Origin of the sequence: Flavobacterium limi, from assembly GCF_010645075.1 — a bacterium.
Lineage (GTDB): Bacteria > Bacteroidota > Bacteroidia > Flavobacteriales > Flavobacteriaceae > Flavobacterium > Flavobacterium limi.
Genome location: NZ_JAADZV010000001.1, coordinates 958,325 through 975,914, shown reverse-complemented (window position 1 = coordinate 975,914; position 17,590 = coordinate 958,325). Strand labels below are relative to the sequence as shown.

The following is a 17,590-nucleotide window of genomic DNA, read 5'->3' as shown; positions in this document are numbered from 1 at the left end:
AAAAATTTTATGCTTGTCCTGCCGGACCAAAATTAAGAGGAATTGGTGATTGTTCAGTTTCTTTGATTTCACCATGGGCAGCCTCAAAACGATGAATATTTTCTCCAATTGCTCTCAATAATCTTTTAGCATGTTGTGGAGTCAGGACAATCCTTGACTTTACCTTGGCTTTTGGAGTACCCGGCATAATATTTACAAAATCTAAAACAAATTCAGATGATGAGTGATTGATGATTGCAAGGTTGGAATAAATTCCTTCTGCAATAGTTTCGTCTAACTCAATATTAATTTGTTCTTGCTGTTTCGGATTACTCATAATTTGAATATTTTTTCAATTTCCCTCTTTCGAAAAAGAGGGAATTGATAAGAATTAATAAATATACTCTTCTTTATTTGCCATCATTTCATTGTAATCATCTTTAGATCCTACGATAGTATTATCATATTCTCTCATACCAGTTCCTGCAGGAATTCTGTGTCCAACAATTACATTTTCTTTTAATCCTTCTAAATCATCTACTTTACCAGCTACAGCAGCTTCATTAAGTACTTTCGTTGTCTCCTGGAATGAAGCCGCAGAAATGAATGATTTAGTTTGTAACGAAGCTCTTGTAATACCCTGAAGAACTGGCGTTGCAGTTGCAGTAATTATATCTCTTGCTACAACAAGATTTTTATCATTTCGTTTCAATAATGAATTTTCATCACGTAATTCACGAGGTGTAATAATCTGACCTGGTTTTAATACAGAAGAATCTCCAGCATCTTCAACTACTTTCATACCATATAATTTATCGTTTTGAACAATGAAATCTTTAGTGTGAATTAATTGATCTTCTAAGAACAAAGTATCTCCGGGATCCTGAACTCTAACTTTGCGCATCATTTGACGAATAACTACTTCAAAGTGCTTGTCATTAATTTTCACCCCTTGTAGACGGTAAACTTCCTGAATTTCATTCACCAAGTACTGTTGAACAGCTGCTGGTCCCTGAATTCTTAAGATATCATCTGGAGTAATAGCACCATCAGACAATGGAACACCCGCTCTTACGAAGTCATTTTCCTGAACTAAAATCTGACTTGATAATTTCACCAAGTATTTTCTAACGTCGCCAAATTTAGATTCAATAACGATTTCACGGTTACCTCTTTTGATTTTACCGAAAGAAACAACGCCGTCAATTTCAGAAACTACTGCTGGATTAGAAGGATTACGAGCTTCTAACAACTCCGTAATTCTTGGTAAACCTCCTGTAATATCCCCAGATTTAGAAGAACGACGTGGGATTTTCACTAATACTTTACCTGCTTTAATTTTCTCACCATTCTCAACCATAAGGTGTGCCCCTACTGGCAAGTTGTATGAACGAATCAATTCACCTTCTTTACCGTAAACCAATAATGTTGGAATTAATTTTTTATTTCTGGCTTCAGAAATTACTTTTTCCTGGAAACCTGTCTGCTCATCAATTTCAACCATGAATGTTTGTCCTTGCTCTAAATCTTCGTAAGCAATCTTACCGGTAAATTCAGAAACAATTACACCATTATATGGATCCCATTTACAGATAACAGTTCCTTTAGCAACAGTTTCTCCGTCATTAACAAAAATACTGGAACCGTAAGGAATGTTGTGTGTATTTAAAACAATTCCAGTTTTCTCGTCAACTAATTTCAATTCAGTTGAACGTGAAACCACGATATCAACAGAATTCCCTTCACTGTCTTCTCCTTTTACTGTTTTTAAATCTTCAATTTCTAATCTACCATTAAATCTTGTAACAATACTAGATTCTTCAGAAATACCTCCTGCAACCCCTCCAACGTGGAATGTACGAAGTGTTAACTGTGTACCTGGTTCACCAATAGACTGCGCTGCAATAACTCCGACAGCTTCACCTCTTTGTGTCATCTTACCGGTAGCTAAATTTCTACCATAACATTTCGCACAAATACCTTTTGTAGCTTCACAAGTTAATGGAGATCTAACCTCTACTTTTTCAACTGGAGAAGCTTCGATGGTTCTCATAATTGATTCGGTAATCTGTTGTCCAGATTCAACCATTACTTCGTTAGTAAGTGGATTTATAACATCTTGCAATGCAACACGTCCTAAAATTCTTTCTCCTAAAGATTCAACGATTTCCTCATTTTTCTTCAAGGCAGAAACTTCAACACCTCTAAGAGTTCCACAATCTTCGATGTTTACAATAACGTCCTGAGAAACGTCATGAAGCCTTCTTGTCAAGTAACCAGCATCAGCTGTTTTAAGAGCTGTATCCGCAAGACCTTTACGAGCACCGTGAGTAGAAATGAAATACTCAAGGATCGAAAGACCTTCCTTAAAGTTAGAAAGAATCGGGTTTTCAATAATCTCACCACCACCGGCAGTAGATTTTTTAGGCTTAGCCATCAAACCACGCATACCTGTCAACTGACGAATCTGCTCCTTAGAACCCCTTGCCCCAGAGTCAAGCATCATATATACAGAGTTGAAACCTTGTTGGTCTTCTCTAATATTTTTCATTGCTAATTCTGTTAACTGAGCATTCGCAGAAGTCCATACGTCAATAACTTGGTTGTAACGCTCGTTATTAGTGATAAGACCCATGTTATAGTTGGTTGAGATACCTTCAACTTGTTCTCTGGCATCTGCAATCAATTTAGTTTTTTGTTCTGGAATTCTAATATCACCTAAAGAGAATGACAAACCTCCTCTAAATGCGAATTTATAACCCATATCTTTCATATTATCCAAGAAAGCTGCCGTTGTAGGTACATCAGTCACACTTAAGATGTGTCCGATAATATCTCTAAGGTTTTTCTTAGTCAATACGTCATTGATATATCCAGCTGCTTCTGGTACTACTTCGTTAAATAATACACGTCCTGCAGTTGTCTGGATGATTTTGTACACTAATTCTCCGTTCTCATTAAAATCTTTTGCTCTAATTTTCACACGAGCATTCAATTCTAATCTTCCTTCGTTTAATGCAATATTTACTTCTTCAGCAGAGTAGAAAGTCAAATCCTGACCAATAATTTTGTGATCTTCTGTAGAAATGCGCTCTTTGGTCATATAATATAGACCCAAGACCATGTCCTGAGAAGGTACAGTAATTGGAGCACCATTTGCAGGATTCAGGATGTTGTGAGAAGCCAACATTAATAATTGTGCCTCTAAAATAGCCTCTGGTCCTAATGGTAAGTGAACCGCCATCTGGTCACCATCGAAATCGGCGTTGAATGCCGTACATACTAATGGGTGTAACTGGATCGCTTTTCCTTCAATTAATTTAGGTTGGAATGCCTGAATACCAAGTCTGTGCAAAGTAGGAGCACGGTTAAGTAATACTGGGTGTCCTTTAATTACGTTTTCAAGGATATCCCAAACTACAGGCTCTTTTTTGTCAATGATTTTCTTAGCAGATTTTACTGTTTTAACAATACCTCTTTCGATCAACTTACGGATAACGAACGGTTTGTATAACTCAGATGCCATATCTTTTGGCAATCCGCACTCATATAATTTCAACTCTGGACCAACGACAATTACCGAACGAGCAGAATAATCCACACGTTTTCCTAAAAGGTTTTGACGGAAACGTCCTTGCTTACCTTTTAACGAGTCAGATAATGATTTTAATGGTCTGTTTGATTCTGTTTTAACAGCAGAAGCTTTACGAGTATTATCAAATAATGAATCTACAGATTCTTGTAACATACGTTTCTCATTTCTTAAGATAACTTCTGGAGCTTTAATCTCCATTAATCTTTTCAAACGGTTGTTACGGATAATTACACGACGATATAAATCGTTCAAATCTGAAGTTGCAAAACGACCTCCATCAAGTGGTACAAGCGGACGTAATTCTGGTGGGATAACTGGAACCACTTTCATAATCATCCATTCTGGACGGTTTTCGCGGTTTTCGTTAGACTCACGGAAAGATTCCACAACTTGTAATCTTTTTAAAGCCTCAGTTTTTCTTTGTTTAGAAGTCTCGTTGTTAGCGCTGTGTCTTAATTCATAAGATAAAGCATCTAGATCAATACGAGCTAATAAATCCATAATACACTCTGCTCCCATTTTGGCAACGAATTTATTTGGATCTAGATCATCTAAATATTGATTTTCCTGTGGAAGAGTATCTAAAATGTTTAAGTATTCTTCTTCAGTTAAGAAATCTAATCTCTGTAATGATTCTCCATCTGCATTTTTAGCGATACCAGCCTGGATTACTACGTATCTTTCGTAGTAAATAATCATATCTAATTTCTTAGATGGAAGACCAAGGATATAACCAATTTTGTTTGGAAGAGAACGGAAATACCAGATGTGAGCGATTGGCACAACAAGGTTGATGTGTCCTACTCTGTCACGACGTACTTTTTTCTCAGTAACTTCAACACCACAACGGTCACAGATGATACCTTTGTAACGAATTCTTTTATACTTACCACAAGCACATTCGAAATCTTTTACTGGTCCGAAGATTCTTTCGCAGAAAAGTCCGTCACGCTCTGGTTTGTGAGTTCTATAGTTAATTGTTTCCGGCTTTAAAACCTCTCCTCTTGATTCTTTAAGGATAGATTCTGGCGAAGCCAATCCAATAGAGATTTTGTTAAATCTTTTTACTGGATTTTTATCTTTATTGTTTCTGTTATTCATCATAGTTTTTACTATTGATTTATTTGCAATTAAAAAATTGATTTTAGATTTATAATCTACTCTTTAAAAATTAAAGAGTTAATCATTCAGCTACTACCTCGGGTTACTTCTCTAAACTTCAAACTCTTGTTTAAAGCGCTAGTTATAAAATGCCTTGCATTGTTATAAAAAATCGGAACGGGTTACGGGTATAAATCTTTAAAAACTTATTATAAATGAGTAATCAGTCCCATTAAAAAACGGGACCGATTACAAAACTTTTATTTATTCTTCCAAACGAAGATCTAATCCTAGACCTTTCAATTCGTGCATTAATACATTGAATGATTCTGGTAAACCTGGTTCTGGCATAGTTTCACCCTTAACGATAGCCTCGTAAGTTTTAGCTCTACCAATAACGTCATCAGACTTAACAGTTAAGATTTCACGTAGTGTACTAGAAGCTCCATAAGCCTCAAGTGCCCAAACCTCCATCTCTCCAAAACGCTGACCTCCAAATTGAGCTTTACCTCCTAATGGCTGCTGCGTAATCAATGAGTATGGTCCGATAGAACGTGCGTGCATCTTATCATCAACCATGTGTCCTAATTTAAGCATATAAATTACACCCACAGTTGCTTTTTGTGCAAAACGCTCTCCAGTTCCACCATCAAATAGGTAAGTATGTCCGAAACGTGGTACGTTAGCCTCATCAGTCAAAGCGTTGATCTCGTCTAGAGAAGCACCGTCAAAAATTGGAGTAGCAAATTTTCTACCCAGATTCATACCAGCCCATCCAAGAACAGTCTCATAAATCTGACCAATGTTCATACGTGAAGGTACCCCAAGTGGGTTCAACACGATATCAACTGGCGTTCCGTCTTCCAAGAAAGGCATATCTTCATGACGAACGATTCTAGCAACAATACCTTTGTTACCGTGACGACCCGCCATTTTATCCCCTACTTTCAACTTACGTTTCTTAGCAATATAAATCTTAGCCAATTTCAAGATTCCAGATGGTAATTCATCCCCAACTGTAATAGTGAATTTCTCTCTTCTTAAAGATCCTTGTAAGTCGTTTAGCTTAATTTTATAGTTATGAATCAAATCATTAACCATTTTATTAGTAGCGTCATCAGCAACCCATTGACCTTTGCTTAAGTGAGCGAAATCTTCAACTGCGTAAAGCATTTTTTGAGTATATTTTTTACCTTTTGGCAAAACTTCTTCACCCAAATCATTCATTACACCTTGAGATGTTTTTCCGTTAACGATCAGGAATAATTTTTCAACCAATCTGTCTTTTAACTCAACAAATTTAGTTTCGAATTCCATTTCAAGAGCTCCTAAAGCATCTTTATCCTGAGTACGTTTACGTTTATCTTTTACGGCTCTTGCAAATAATTTTTTGTCAAGAACTACACCATGTAAAGATGGAGACGCTTTTAATGAAGCATCTTTTACATCACCAGCCTTATCCCCGAAGATTGCACGTAGCAATTTCTCCTCAGGAGTTGGATCTGATTCTCCTTTTGGTGTAATTTTTCCGATCAAAATGTCGCCAGGTTTAACCTCTGCTCCAATTCTAATCATACCGTTTTCATCTAAATCTTTAGTAGCTTCTTCAGAAACGTTAGGAATGTCGTTTGTTAACTCTTCATTTCCTAACTTAGTATCTCTAACCTCTAATGAATAATCATCAACGTGGATAGAAGTAAAAATATCATCACGAACTACTTTTTCAGAAATTACAATCGCATCCTCGAAGTTGTACCCTTTCCATGGCATGAACGCAACTTTTAGGTTTCTACCTAAAGCTAATTCACCATTTTGAGTAGCATATCCTTCTGATAATACCTGACCAGGAATAACTCTGTCACCTTTTCTTACGATAGGTTTCAAGTTAATACTAGTACCCTGATTGGTTTTTCTAAATTTAATTAAGTTGTATGTTTTCTCATCAGCATCAAAACTAACCATTCTTTCATCTTCAGTACGGTCGTATTTAATCGTAATGATATTAGCATCAACGTATTCTACAGTACCATGACCCTCAGCATTAATCAATACTCTTGAGTCAGAAGCAACTTGACGCTCTAAACCTGTACCAACAATCGGAGCTTCAGGACGAATCAAAGGAACCGCCTGACGCATCATGTTCGATCCCATCAACGCACGGTTCGCATCATCATGCTCTAAGAATGGAATCAATGAAGCCGAAATCGAAGCGATCTGATTAGGTGCAACGTCAGTATAATGAACTACTGTTGGCTCAACAACCGGGAAGTCACCTTCCTCACGAGCAATAACATTGCTAGCTGTAATTTTACCAGTTTCGTCCATTTCAATGTTTGCCTGAGCAATCATTTTTCCTTCTTCTTCTTCAGCACTTAAATAAACTGGAGTACTTTCTAAATCAACTACACCGTTAGTAACTTTACGGTATGGAGTTTCGATGAATCCCATTCCGTTTACTTTCGCGTAAACACCTAGAGAAGAAATCAAACCAATGTTTGGTCCCTCAGGCGTTTCAATTGGACATAAACGTCCGTAGTGAGTGTAGTGAACGTCACGAACCTCGAAACCAGCTCTTTCTCTCGAAAGTCCACCTGGTCCAAGTGCAGATAATCTTCTTTTGTGTGTAATCTCAGCAAGTGGATTCGTTTGATCCATAAATTGAGATAACTGGTTAGTACCAAAGAAAGAGTTGATAACCGAAGATAATGTTTTAGCATTGATCAAATCGATTGGTGTAAACACCTCGTTATCTCTAACGTTCATTCTCTCACGAATAGTTCTGGCCATACGTGCTAAACCAACACCGAATTGTTGAGACAATTGTTCACCAACTGTTCTAACACGACGGTTTGATAAGTGGTCGATATCATCAATCTCTGCTTTAGAGTTGATCAACTCGATCAAATATTTAACGATTGTAATAATATCCTCTTTAGTAAGCACTTGCTTATCCATAGGAATATCTAAATCTAATTTTTTGTTCATTCTGTAACGACCTACTTCACCTAAGTTGTAACGTTGGTCAGAGAAGAACAATTTATCTATAATACCACGAGCAGTTTCCTCATCAGGCGGTTCAGCGTTACGCAACTGACGGTAAATGTGCTCTACAGCTTCTTTTTCAGAGTTTGTTGGATCTTTTTGTAACGTGTTGTGGATAATAGCATAATCTGCCTGGTTATTATCCTCTTTGTGCAACAAAATAGATTTAACGTTAGAATCGATGATTTCTTCAACATTATCTTTGTCGATAATAGTGTCACGATCAAGGATGATTTCGTTACGCTCGATAGAAACTACCTCACCAGTGTCCTCATCAACGAAATCCTCGTGCCAAGTGTTCAATACACGTGCAGCAAGTCTTCTTCCAATATATTTTTTAATTCCTGTTTTAGAAACTTTAATTTCTTCCGCTAAGTCGAAAATCTCTAAGATATCTTTATCTCTTTCGAAACCGATAGCACGGAATAAAGTTGTTACAGGTAATTTTTTCTTTCTATCGATATACGCGTACATAACGCTATTGATATCTGTAGAAAATTCTATCCAAGAACCTTTAAAAGGAATTACTCTTGCAGAATAAAGTTTAGTTCCGTTTGCATGGAATGACTGTCCAAAGAAAACCCCTGGAGAACGGTGTAATTGAGATACTACAACACGTTCGGCACCATTGATTACAAAAGTACCACTTGGAGTCATGTAAGGAATTGTTCCAAGATAAACATCTTGTACAATTGTTTCAAAATCTTCGTGTTCAGGATCTGTACAATATAGTTTTAACCTGGCTTTTAAAGGCACACTATAAGTAAGACCTCTCTCTATACATTCTTGAATGGTATAACGCGGCGGATCTACAAAATAATCAAGAAACTCCAATACAAAGTTATTTCTAGTATCTGTAATTGGGAAATTTTCCATGAAGGTATTGTATAACCCTTCGTCGCCTCTTTCGTCAGATTTGGTTTCCAATTGGAAGAAATCTTTAAACGATTTTACCTGAACATCTAGAAAATCCGGATATTGAGGAATGTTTTTAGTAGAGGCAAAATTCAATCTTTCAGTCTGATTTGTTATCATCAATGGACAAAATTTTGATTAAAAAAAAGTAATTTTTTTTGTGTAAAACACACTGCTTAGTTTATACTTTCTTTTTAAAACCAATACATCTTTAAAAATAAACTAAAAAACAGTTTCATTTTTTTTCTTCGTATTGATCAAAAACTCTTTCGTATATTAAACTATTTGATAATAAAATTTAATGTATTTTATTATACGAAAAATGGTTTAGGTCTTTGAGTGTTAACTCAGGACCTAAACCTAGTTCTTAAAACCGAGTTGAATTATTTTAATTCAACTACAGCTCCAGCTTCTTCTAATGATTTTTTAAGACCTTCAGCCTCTTCTTTAGAAACACCTTCTTTAACAGTACTTGGAGCACCATCAACTACATCTTTAGCTTCTTTAAGACCTAAACCTGTAAGCTCTTTAACTAATTTTACTACAGCTAATTTAGAAGCACCAGCTTCTTTTAATACAACTGTAAATTCAGTTTGTGCTTCTTCAGCGGCACCTTCTCCACCACCAGCAGCAACTACTACAGCTGCAGCAGCAGGCTCGATACCATACTCATCTTTTAATATTGTTGCTAATTCGTTAACTTCTTTAACTGTTAGGTTAACTAATTGTTCTGCGAATTGTTTCAAATCTGCCATTTTTTCTATCGTTTAAAATGATTTGTAAAATTATATTTTGTTTATTGTGCGCTAATTAAGCAACAAGGACTAATTCCCTGTTTTGATTTATTATGCTTCAGTTTCTTCTTCGCTACCAGCGAATTTGTTTTGTAAAGCAGAAATAATTCTTTGAGCTGGAGATTGTAATAATCCAATAAGTTCTCCAAGTAACTCTTCTTTAGATTTAATTGTAGCTAACGCATCTAATTGGTTATCTCCAATATACACTTCAGAATTAATGTAAGCTCCTTTTAAAAGTGGCTTATCAGATTTCTTGCGGAAATCTTTGATAATTTTTCCAGGCGCATTTGCAACATCAGAAATGAATATAGCACTGTTACCAGTTAAAACTGTAGGTAAATCACCATAATCATTAGCAGAAGCTTCCATTGCTTTTGCAAGCAAAGTGTTCTTAACAACTTCTAATTTGATACCTGCTTTAAAACAAGCTCTACGTAAGTTTGAAGTTGTTTCTGCGTTTAAACCAGAAATATCAGATACATAAATGATATTTGTACCAGCTAACTGCGCAGTTAAATTTTCAATCGCGATTGATTTTTCTTCTCTAGTCATACTAAAAATTTTTAACTACCAATTATACTGCTTTTGGGTCTAATGCAATTGCAGGACTCATAGTGCTTGTAAGGTGAATACCTTTAATGTATGTACCTTTAGCAGCAGTTGGTTTAAGTTTTATTAATGTTTGAATAATTTCGTGTGCGTTGTCAACAATTTGTTCAGCTCCAAAAGAAACTTTACCAATTCCTGCGTGAACGATACCAGTTTTATCAACTTTAAAGTCAATTTTACCAGCTTTTACCTCTTGAACAGCTTTTGCAACATCCATAGTTACAGTACCTGTTTTAGGGTTTGGCATTAAACCTCTAGGTCCTAAAATACGACCTAATGGACCTAATTTACCCATAACAGCTGGCATAGTGATAATAACATCAACATCTGTCCAACCGTCTTTAATTTTTTGTAAGTAATCATCAAGACCAACATGATCTGCCCCAGCTTCTCTAGCTTCTGCCTCTTTATCCGGAGTAACCAATGCTAATACTTTAACGTCCTTTCCTGTTCCGTGAGGTAAAGTAACTACACCTCTTACCATTTGATTCGCTTTTCTTGGATCTACACCCAAACGAACTGCGATATCAACAGACTCATCAAATTTTGCAGAAGCAACAACTTTAATTAATGCCGCAGCATCTTTTAAAGAGTATAATTTGTTCTTTTCAATTTTTGAAGCAGCCTCTTTTTGCTTTTTTGTCAATTTTGCCATTTCTTTCTCTTAATTAAAAAGGAGCTTCTCCTGATACAGTTATACCCATAGATCTAGCAGTTCCCGCAATCATACTCATTGCTGATTCGATTGTGAATGCATTTAAATCTACCATTTTATCTTCAGCAATTGCTTTGATAACATCCCAAGTAACACTAGCTACTTTTTTACGATTTGGTTCACCTGATCCAGACTTTAGCTTTGCCGCTTCCATTAACTGTACTGCAGCTGGAGGAGTCTTAACAACAAAATCAAATGATTTGTCTTTGTACACAGTGATTTGCACTGGACAAATTTTGCCAGGTTTATCCTGAGTTCTAGCATTAAATTGCTTACAAAACTCCATGATATTAACCCCAGCAGCTCCTAAAGCAGGTCCAACCGGTGGCGACGGGTTCGCAGCACCTCCCTTAACTTGTAGTTTAACTACCTTACTAATTTCTTTAGCCATTTTTTAAAAAATTTAACACCATAATCATTTGGAAGCGATTACAGTGGATATTATAGATGTAACAAAAAATTATACTTTTTCAACTTGCATAAAACTTAGTTCTAGTGGTGTTTTTCTTCCGAAAATCTTAACCATAACTTCAAGTTTACGCTTCTCTTCATTGATTTTTTCTACCGTACCGTTAAAACCATTAAATGGACCATCGATCACTTTCACAGTTTCTCCAAGGGTATATGGAATTGATCTTGTATCTGTATTTACAGCAAGTTCATCCACTTTACCTAACATACGATTTACTTCAGACAATCTCAAAGGAACAGGTTCCCCTCCTTTAATCTCTCCTAAGAAACCAATAACACTAGTAATAGACTTAATAATATGAGGTATTTCACCAACTAAGTTAGCTTCAATCATAACATATCCAGGAAAATATACCTTATCCTTAGACATCTTTTTCCCCTCTTTCACAGTAACCACTTTTTCTGTAGGCACTAAAACCTGGGAAACATAATCTTCCATCCCTAATCTGGCAATCTCAGTTTCAATGTAAGCTTTTACCTTATTTTCCTGGCCACTTACAGCTCTCACCACATACCATTTTTTCACATTATTATCTGCCATCACAAAAAAATTATCCTTTTAACCAGTTAAAAAATCCAGCCAAAGCTTTTGCAAAAAATTCGTCTACTCCCCAAGTTGCCAAAGCGAACAGAATCGAAAATACAGCCACAACAATTGTCAATTTTTGAACCTCAGCCCAAGCAGGCCAAGTAACATTTGACTTTAACTCTTCGAAAGCCTCTGATAAATAATTCGTAACTTTTGTCATTTGATATATTTTTTTATTGCACGGGCGGAGGGATTCGAACCCCCATCAACGGTTTTGGAGACCGCTATTCTACCCTTGAACTACGCCCGTAATTAAAGCCAGTTGTTTTTTTCAATTAAGAAAACCAACTGGCTTTGTTTTTAATATTTATAGAAATTATTCTACAATTTCAGTAACCTGACCAGCACCTACTGTTCTACCACCTTCACGGATAGCAAAACGCAAACCTACGTTCATTGCGATTGGGCTTAATAAAGCAACCTCAATTGTCAAGTTGTCACCTGGCATTACCATCTCTACACCTGCTGGTAAAGAAATAACTCCTGTTACGTCAGTTGTACGTACGTAGAACTGTGGACGGTAGTTATTGTGGAATGGCGTGTGACGACCACCCTCTTCTTTTTTCAAGATATAAACCTCAGCTTTGAATTTAGCGTGTGGTTTTACTGAACCTGGCTTAATAATAACCATACCTCTTTTGATATCAGCTTTATCAATACCTCTTAACAATAAACCTACGTTATCTCCAGCTTCTCCTCTATCAAGGATTTTACGGAACATCTCAACTCCTGTAATAGTAGAAGTTAATTTTTCAGCTCCCATACCAATGATTTCAACAGGATCTCCAGTGTTAGCAACTCCAGTTTCGATACGACCTGTAGCAACAGTTCCACGACCTGTAATTGTAAATACGTCCTCAACTGGCATCAAGAATGGTTTAGCAACGTCACGTACTGGCTCTTCAATCCAAGCATCAACAGCTTCCATTAATTCGATAATTTTAGGAACCCAGTTTGGATCATTATTCAATCCACCTAAAGCAGAACCCTGAACTACAGGACCATTATCTCCATCATATTCGTAGAAAGATAATAAATCTCTGATTTCCATTTCAACAAGCTCTAATAACTCAGCATCATCAACCATATCCACTTTGTTCATGAAAACAACGATTCTTGGAATACCTACCTGACGTCCTAAAAGGATGTGCTCACGAGTTTGTGGCATTGGACCATCTGTAGCAGCAACTACTAAGATAGCACCATCCATCTGAGCAGCACCAGTAACCATGTTCTTTACGTAATCCGCGTGACCAGGACAGTCAACGTGAGCGTAGTGACGGTTAGCTGTTTCGTACTCTACGTGTGATGTATTAATAGTAATACCTCTTTCTTTCTCCTCTGGAGCGTTATCGATTTGATCAAACGATTTTGCTTGACAGTAACCAGCATCTGACAATACTTTTGTAATTGCAGCAGTTAATGTAGTTTTTCCGTGATCCACGTGTCCAATTGTACCTATGTTTAAGTGCGGTTTGGAACGATTAAAATTCTCCTTTGCCATTTTACTTAATTTTTAATCTTAGTTATATATTAATTTTCAATTTCCTACTTACTTGAGCCAATGTCGGGATTTGAACCCGAGACCTCTTCCTTACCAAGGAAGCACTCTACCCCTGAGCTACACCGGCAGTATCCTTGATTTAAAAGTTTCAATCAGCGTTTTGCTTTCATTAAACCAAAACCTGAAAAACCATCTAAAATTCATTTGTGGGGAGAGCAGGATTCGAACCTGCGAAGTTCACACAGCAGATTTACAGTCTGCCCTCGTTGGCCGCTTGAGTATCTCCCCTGATTTTTAAAATCTCATCATTTTAAAGAACTAATTTCAAATCGCATTTGAAATTTATTGAGCCGATAGAGGGACTCGAACCCACGACCTGCTGATTACAAATCAGCTGCTCTAGCCAGCTGAGCTACATCGGCGAATGCAATAAAAAAGTCCGCTATTTCTAACGGACTGCAAATGTAGCTATTTTATCTTTGTATCAAAACATTTTTTTAAAAAAATTTCATTTATATATGAGCTCTTATCTTTTCTTTCCTTTTTACCAGTAAACGCTCTAATGATTCCGCCGAAAGTTCAACTGCTTCTTCAAAAGTCTTACATTGTTTTTTTACTAAAAATTCATCTCCAGGAACGTTGATCTTAATCTCGACAACTTTATTCTCTTTATCACTTGTTCTTTCAACTTTTAAAAAAACGTCTGCCGAGACAACCCGATCGTAATATTTTTCTAATTTATCCATTCTTTCCTGAATAAAATCAACCAACTTTCTGTCAACAGTAAAGTTAACGGCATGAACATCTACCTTCATAATACTAATTTTAGGGTTAAACATTTCAGAACCATTATTTACTTCTCGGATGTGCACCAGCATATACCTTTTTAAGTTCCGCTAAACTATTATGAGTATAAACCTGCGTAGACGCCAAACTAGAATGTCCTAATAATTCTTTAACTGAATTTAAATCTGCTCCGTTATTTAATAAATGAGTCGCAAATGTATGCCGAAGCACATGAGGACTCTTTTTTACCTTTTCAGAGACCCTACTAAAGTATGAATTTATTAAACGATACACAAAAGATTCGCTTAATTTTAACCCTTTTTTAGAAATAAAAAAATAATCCTTATCCACTATTCCCTCAATAGCCGAACGCTCATTCAAATACACTTCAAACTGCTCGGCAACGATTGGCAAAACAGGAATAATACGCTCTTTATTTCTTTTACCTAAAACCTTAACCACATTTGAAGACAAATCCACATTAACCATCATTAAATGTATCAATTCAGCCCTTCGCATTCCTGTTGTATAGAAAAGATCTATGATTAACTTATCTCTTACCTCTTCAAAACCAACCGGAATTCCAACTTCCTTAATTAAATCAGTTAATTCTTTTTCAGAAAATGGAACCTGAACAATTTTAGGAGTCTTTAGCGCTTTATGCTTTAGCATTGGACTAACCTCTATTTGTTTTGTTTTTAAGAGAAACTTATAAAAAGACTTTAAAGAGGCCATTTTTCTATTAACAGACACATTGGAAACACCTTCATCTACCAACAAAACAATCCAGCTCCTAATCTGGCTGTAATTCACGCCTTCAATACCATCCTGATCAAAATGAGTTTTATTAAACGCCTCAAAAAATAAAACATCATTCAAATAAGCATTAACAGTATGTACCGAATATTTTTTCTCCAGCTCAAGATAATCACGAAATGCATCTTTATTTGACTTCATAACAAACAGAATATCTTTTTTTTTACATTATCACTGCTTAAAAATTAAGCATGAAAAAACCGTTAGCATCAAAGTTAATTTATTTTGATGACTAACGGTAATTATTTTAAAAAAGCTGATATTAACTCTCTAAACTATCTTTCAAGCCTTGAATGTAAGCCGCTTTTTGAATTTGAGCTCTTTTGATAACAGAAGGCTTAATAAAAGCAGTACGCGCTCTTAGTTGACGAACAGTTCCTGTTTTATCAAATTTTCTTTTATAGCGCTTTAATGCTCTATCGATATTTTCTCCGTCTTTAATTGGTATAATTAACATAATATAGACACCTCCTTTCGTTAAGGCTGCAAAAGTAAATATTAATTATGAATTATGAGTTATAAATTGCGAATTATTTTTAGTGTAAAATAATAGAAGGCGATAATCAGTTTACATCTGACCAATATATTTAACAATTCACAAAATTTATCCTTTTAACAAATTTCTCGAAATAACTAATTTTTGAATTTCGGTTGTTCCTTCTCCAATTGTACATAGTTTAGCATCTCTGTAGAATTTCTCAACCGGAAAGTCTTTTGTATAACCATAACCACCATGAATCTGAATAGCTTCATTAGCAATTTTAACACAAGCTTCGGAAGCGTACATTTTTGCCATTGCCCCCAAAGTAGTAACAGGTTTATGTTGTTGTTTTAAGAATGCAGCTTTATGCAATAATAACTCCGAAGCTTCAATTTCAGTTGCCATATCAGCCAATTTAAAGGAAATCCCCTGAAAATTGCTAATTGGCTGCCCAAACTGATGTCTTTCTTTGGAATATTTTAAAGCTGCCTCATAAGCACCTTTTGCAATTCCAAGTGATAAAGCACCAATAGAAATTCTTCCTCCGTCAAGTATTTTCATCGCCTGAACAAACCCTTGGCCAACCTCTCCTAATCTATTTGTATCATGTACGCGGCAATTATCAAAAACCAGTTCAGCAGTTTCACTTGCACGCATACCTAATTTATTTTCTTTTTTTCCTGATGTAAATCCCGGCATTCCTTTTTCAAACACAAAAGCTGTCATTCCTTTTGAATCGCCTTTTTCTCCGGTACGAACAACTACAACAGCAATATCTCCTGAAATGGCATGAGTAATGAAATTCTTAGCTCCGTTTACAATCCAAAAATCACCATCTTTAACAGCTGTTGTATTCATTCCACCTGCATCAGAACCCGTATTGTGTTCGGTCAAGCCCCAAGCCCCAATATGTTCTGCTGTTGCAAGTTTGGGCAGCCATTTTTTCTTTTGTTCTTCATTTCCAAAAGTCAAAATATGATTTGTACATAATGAATTATGAGCAGCAACCGACAGTCCAATGGAAGGATCAACTTTTGAAATTTCTTCGACTACTGTTACATATTCATGATACCCTAAGCCAGACCCTCCGTATTCTTCAGGAACCAAAACACCCATAAATCCCATTTCTCCTAATTTCTTAAATAATGGAATTGGAAAAATTTGCGCTTCATCCCACTCCATTACATAAGGTCTTATATTTTTTTCAGAAAAGTCTTTTATCGATTGGGCAATCATAGATTGCGTTTCATTGTAATCAAAATTCATTATAATCTGTTTTTAGAACTCCAAATATAAGCCAATTATATTTGCTTTTTCAACAGGAAAACCTTTAATATTTGATAAATCGTCAATATTTTTAATATTGCCGTTCATACTTCTATAGGTTACAATTTGTTTTGCCAATGCATATCTAAAATACGGAAACTGAGCTAATTCTTTTAAAGAGGCATCGTTTACGGGGATTTTTTTAATTTTTGGGAAAGACGAAACCTTAAAATGTTTTTTCAATTCAACTATAACTTCCGTAGATAATCCCCAGACATCATTTATTTGTTCCATTGAAACAAAAGCCTCTAAACTTTCCTTTTGGCTTAAAATCCGCACTGATAATGCTTCTCCAACCCCTTTAACTTTCATCAAATCTTCCTTACTTGCCTGATTGATATCTGAAACAACTATTTTTTCTTTTTTAGAAAATGATTGTAATGTATATTCTTTACTATAATTTTTGAAGTTTTTTTTATTCTGAACCCACGCAGGAAATTTAAAATAAGGCGAAATAGCATCTAATAAAGAATCCGAAATTTTGGTGACTTTCTGAAATTCTGCAGCAGAACCAACATATTTATTTTCTTTTCTAAAAGCAAGAAGCCTGTCAATTTCTTCCATTGACATTCCCAGCTTATATCCTTTATAATCTGAAATAAAATTGGGATTGAAAGGATAAATTTTACGTTCATAACCCTGGTTGAGTGCTTTTAAAGAATCAACTTCAGATTGTAAAGCCAGCCAATCCTGTTCTTCACCATTTATCATTTCTGGCTGACTGAAATCAGAGAAAAAATAAAACAACTGCAAAGCAATAATCAAAATTAAAAGAAAAAAAATCCCTTTACGCTGCTTGCTTGTGTATCTTAAATGCTGTGCAATATCTTTAAAATTCATTTTTTAGTTTAATAGTAAATATAT

15 protein-coding genes and 4 tRNA genes are annotated in these 17,590 nt (G+C 35.7%); all 19 read right to left on the bottom strand.

Annotated elements, in window-relative coordinates; all coding sequences use genetic code 11:
• Positions 1–7: 7 nt before the first annotated feature.
• The 19 genes from GXM16_RS04210 to GXM16_RS04120 all read right to left on the bottom strand — a co-directional run bounded on the left by GXM16_RS04210 (position 8) and on the right by GXM16_RS04120 (position 17,566).
• A complete protein-coding gene (locus GXM16_RS04210; RefSeq protein ID WP_163393000.1) occupies positions 8–316 on the bottom strand; it encodes a DUF3467 domain-containing protein in 309 nt (102 codons plus the stop codon).
• 54 nt (positions 317–370) lie between these two features.
• Entirely contained in the window at positions 371–4,678 is a 4,308-nt protein-coding gene (rpoC, locus tag GXM16_RS04205; RefSeq protein WP_163392998.1) for a DNA-directed RNA polymerase subunit beta', read from the bottom strand.
• Between the two features lie 261 nt (positions 4,679–4,939).
• Positions 4,940–8,752 carry a DNA-directed RNA polymerase subunit beta gene (gene rpoB / locus GXM16_RS04200; protein ID WP_163392996.1) on the bottom strand — a complete coding sequence of 1,271 codons (3,813 nt, stop codon included), beginning with the start codon at positions 8,750–8,752 and terminating at the stop codon, positions 4,940–4,942.
• Positions 8,753–9,015: 263 nt separating this feature from the next.
• Positions 9,016–9,387, bottom strand: a complete 372-nt coding sequence (rplL, locus tag GXM16_RS04195) for a 50S ribosomal protein L7/L12 (RefSeq protein WP_025572412.1) — start codon at positions 9,385–9,387, stop codon at positions 9,016–9,018.
• Between the two features lie 90 nt (positions 9,388–9,477).
• Positions 9,478–9,981, bottom strand: coding sequence for a 50S ribosomal protein L10 (rplJ, locus tag GXM16_RS04190; RefSeq protein ID WP_163392994.1), 504 nt, complete (start codon positions 9,979–9,981; stop codon positions 9,478–9,480).
• Between the two features lie 22 nt (positions 9,982–10,003).
• A complete protein-coding gene (gene rplA / locus GXM16_RS04185; RefSeq protein ID WP_025572415.1) occupies positions 10,004–10,693 on the bottom strand; it encodes a 50S ribosomal protein L1 in 690 nt (229 codons plus the stop codon).
• A gap of 13 nt (positions 10,694–10,706) precedes the next feature.
• Positions 10,707–11,144, bottom strand: a complete 438-nt coding sequence (rplK, locus tag GXM16_RS04180) for a 50S ribosomal protein L11 (protein WP_025572417.1) — start codon at positions 11,142–11,144, stop codon at positions 10,707–10,709.
• A gap of 69 nt (positions 11,145–11,213) precedes the next feature.
• Positions 11,214–11,765, bottom strand: a complete 552-nt coding sequence (nusG, locus tag GXM16_RS04175) for a transcription termination/antitermination protein NusG (protein ID WP_163392992.1) — start codon at positions 11,763–11,765, stop codon at positions 11,214–11,216.
• A gap of 10 nt (positions 11,766–11,775) precedes the next feature.
• Complete coding sequence (gene secE / locus GXM16_RS04170; protein WP_008466927.1) at positions 11,776–11,973, bottom strand: preprotein translocase subunit SecE; 198 nt, start codon at positions 11,971–11,973, stop codon at positions 11,776–11,778.
• A 19-nt stretch (positions 11,974–11,992) separates the two neighbouring features.
• Positions 11,993–12,063 (bottom strand) — tRNA-Trp (locus GXM16_RS04165).
• 66 nt (positions 12,064–12,129) lie between these two features.
• Entirely contained in the window at positions 12,130–13,317 is a 1,188-nt protein-coding gene (gene tuf / locus GXM16_RS04160; protein WP_026730432.1) for an elongation factor Tu, read from the bottom strand.
• 55 nt (positions 13,318–13,372) lie between these two features.
• A tRNA-Thr gene (locus GXM16_RS04155) sits at positions 13,373–13,444 on the bottom strand.
• An 80-nt stretch (positions 13,445–13,524) separates the two neighbouring features.
• Positions 13,525–13,605, bottom strand: a tRNA-Tyr gene (locus tag GXM16_RS04150).
• Between the two features lie 60 nt (positions 13,606–13,665).
• Positions 13,666–13,739, bottom strand: a tRNA-Thr gene (locus GXM16_RS04145).
• Positions 13,740–13,829: 90 nt separating this feature from the next.
• Complete coding sequence (gene hpf / locus GXM16_RS04140; protein WP_025571150.1) at positions 13,830–14,132, bottom strand: ribosome hibernation-promoting factor, HPF/YfiA family; 303 nt, start codon at positions 14,130–14,132, stop codon at positions 13,830–13,832.
• Positions 14,133–14,166: 34 nt separating this feature from the next.
• Positions 14,167–15,060, bottom strand: a complete 894-nt coding sequence (locus tag GXM16_RS04135; protein WP_163392990.1) for a tyrosine-type recombinase/integrase — start codon at positions 15,058–15,060, stop codon at positions 14,167–14,169.
• Between the two features lie 121 nt (positions 15,061–15,181).
• Positions 15,182–15,376 carry a 30S ribosomal protein S21 gene (gene rpsU / locus GXM16_RS04130; RefSeq protein ID WP_026730435.1) on the bottom strand — a complete coding sequence of 65 codons (195 nt, stop codon included), beginning with the start codon at positions 15,374–15,376 and terminating at the stop codon, positions 15,182–15,184.
• 147 nt (positions 15,377–15,523) lie between these two features.
• Positions 15,524–16,666 (bottom strand): acyl-CoA dehydrogenase family protein, encoded by a 1,143-nt coding sequence (locus tag GXM16_RS04125; RefSeq protein WP_163392988.1) that lies wholly within the window; start codon positions 16,664–16,666, stop codon positions 15,524–15,526.
• 12 nt (positions 16,667–16,678) lie between these two features.
• Positions 16,679–17,566: a ComEA family DNA-binding protein gene (locus GXM16_RS04120; RefSeq protein WP_163392986.1), complete on the bottom strand. Its 888-nt coding sequence runs from the start codon at positions 17,564–17,566 to the stop codon at positions 16,679–16,681.
• Positions 17,567–17,590 lie beyond the last annotated feature (24 nt).

Bases quoted from the DNA above. Each gene is read 5' to 3' on its own strand.
- GXM16_RS04210 (WP_163393000.1), bottom strand. From the start codon at position 316: ATGAGTAATCCGAAACAGCAAGAACAAATTAATATTGAGTTAGACGAA.
- rpoC (WP_163392998.1), bottom strand. From the start codon at position 4,678: ATGATGAATAACAGAAACAATAAAGATAAAAATCCAGTAAAAAGATTT.
- rpoB (WP_163392996.1), bottom strand. From the start codon at position 8,752: ATGATAACAAATCAGACTGAAAGATTGAATTTTGCCTCTACTAAAAAC.
- rplL (WP_025572412.1), bottom strand. From the start codon at position 9,387: ATGGCAGATTTGAAACAATTCGCAGAACAATTAGTTAACCTAACAGTT.
- rplJ (WP_163392994.1), bottom strand. From the start codon at position 9,981: ATGACTAGAGAAGAAAAATCAATCGCGATTGAAAATTTAACTGCGCAG.
- rplA (WP_025572415.1), bottom strand. From the start codon at position 10,693: ATGGCAAAATTGACAAAAAAGCAAAAAGAGGCTGCTTCAAAAATTGAA.
- rplK (WP_025572417.1), bottom strand. From the start codon at position 11,144: ATGGCTAAAGAAATTAGTAAGGTAGTTAAACTACAAGTTAAGGGAGGT.
- nusG (WP_163392992.1), bottom strand. From the start codon at position 11,765: ATGGCAGATAATAATGTGAAAAAATGGTATGTGGTGAGAGCTGTAAGT.
- secE (WP_008466927.1), bottom strand. From the start codon at position 11,973: ATGACAAAAGTTACGAATTATTTATCAGAGGCTTTCGAAGAGTTAAAG.
- tuf (WP_026730432.1), bottom strand. From the start codon at position 13,317: ATGGCAAAGGAGAATTTTAATCGTTCCAAACCGCACTTAAACATAGGT.
- hpf (WP_025571150.1), bottom strand. From the start codon at position 14,132: ATGAAGGTAGATGTTCATGCCGTTAACTTTACTGTTGACAGAAAGTTG.
- GXM16_RS04135 (WP_163392990.1), bottom strand. From the start codon at position 15,060: ATGAAGTCAAATAAAGATGCATTTCGTGATTATCTTGAGCTGGAGAAA.
- rpsU (WP_026730435.1), bottom strand. From the start codon at position 15,376: ATGTTAATTATACCAATTAAAGACGGAGAAAATATCGATAGAGCATTA.
- GXM16_RS04125 (WP_163392988.1), bottom strand. From the start codon at position 16,666: ATGAATTTTGATTACAATGAAACGCAATCTATGATTGCCCAATCGATA.
- GXM16_RS04120 (WP_163392986.1), bottom strand. From the start codon at position 17,566: ATGAATTTTAAAGATATTGCACAGCATTTAAGATACACAAGCAAGCAG.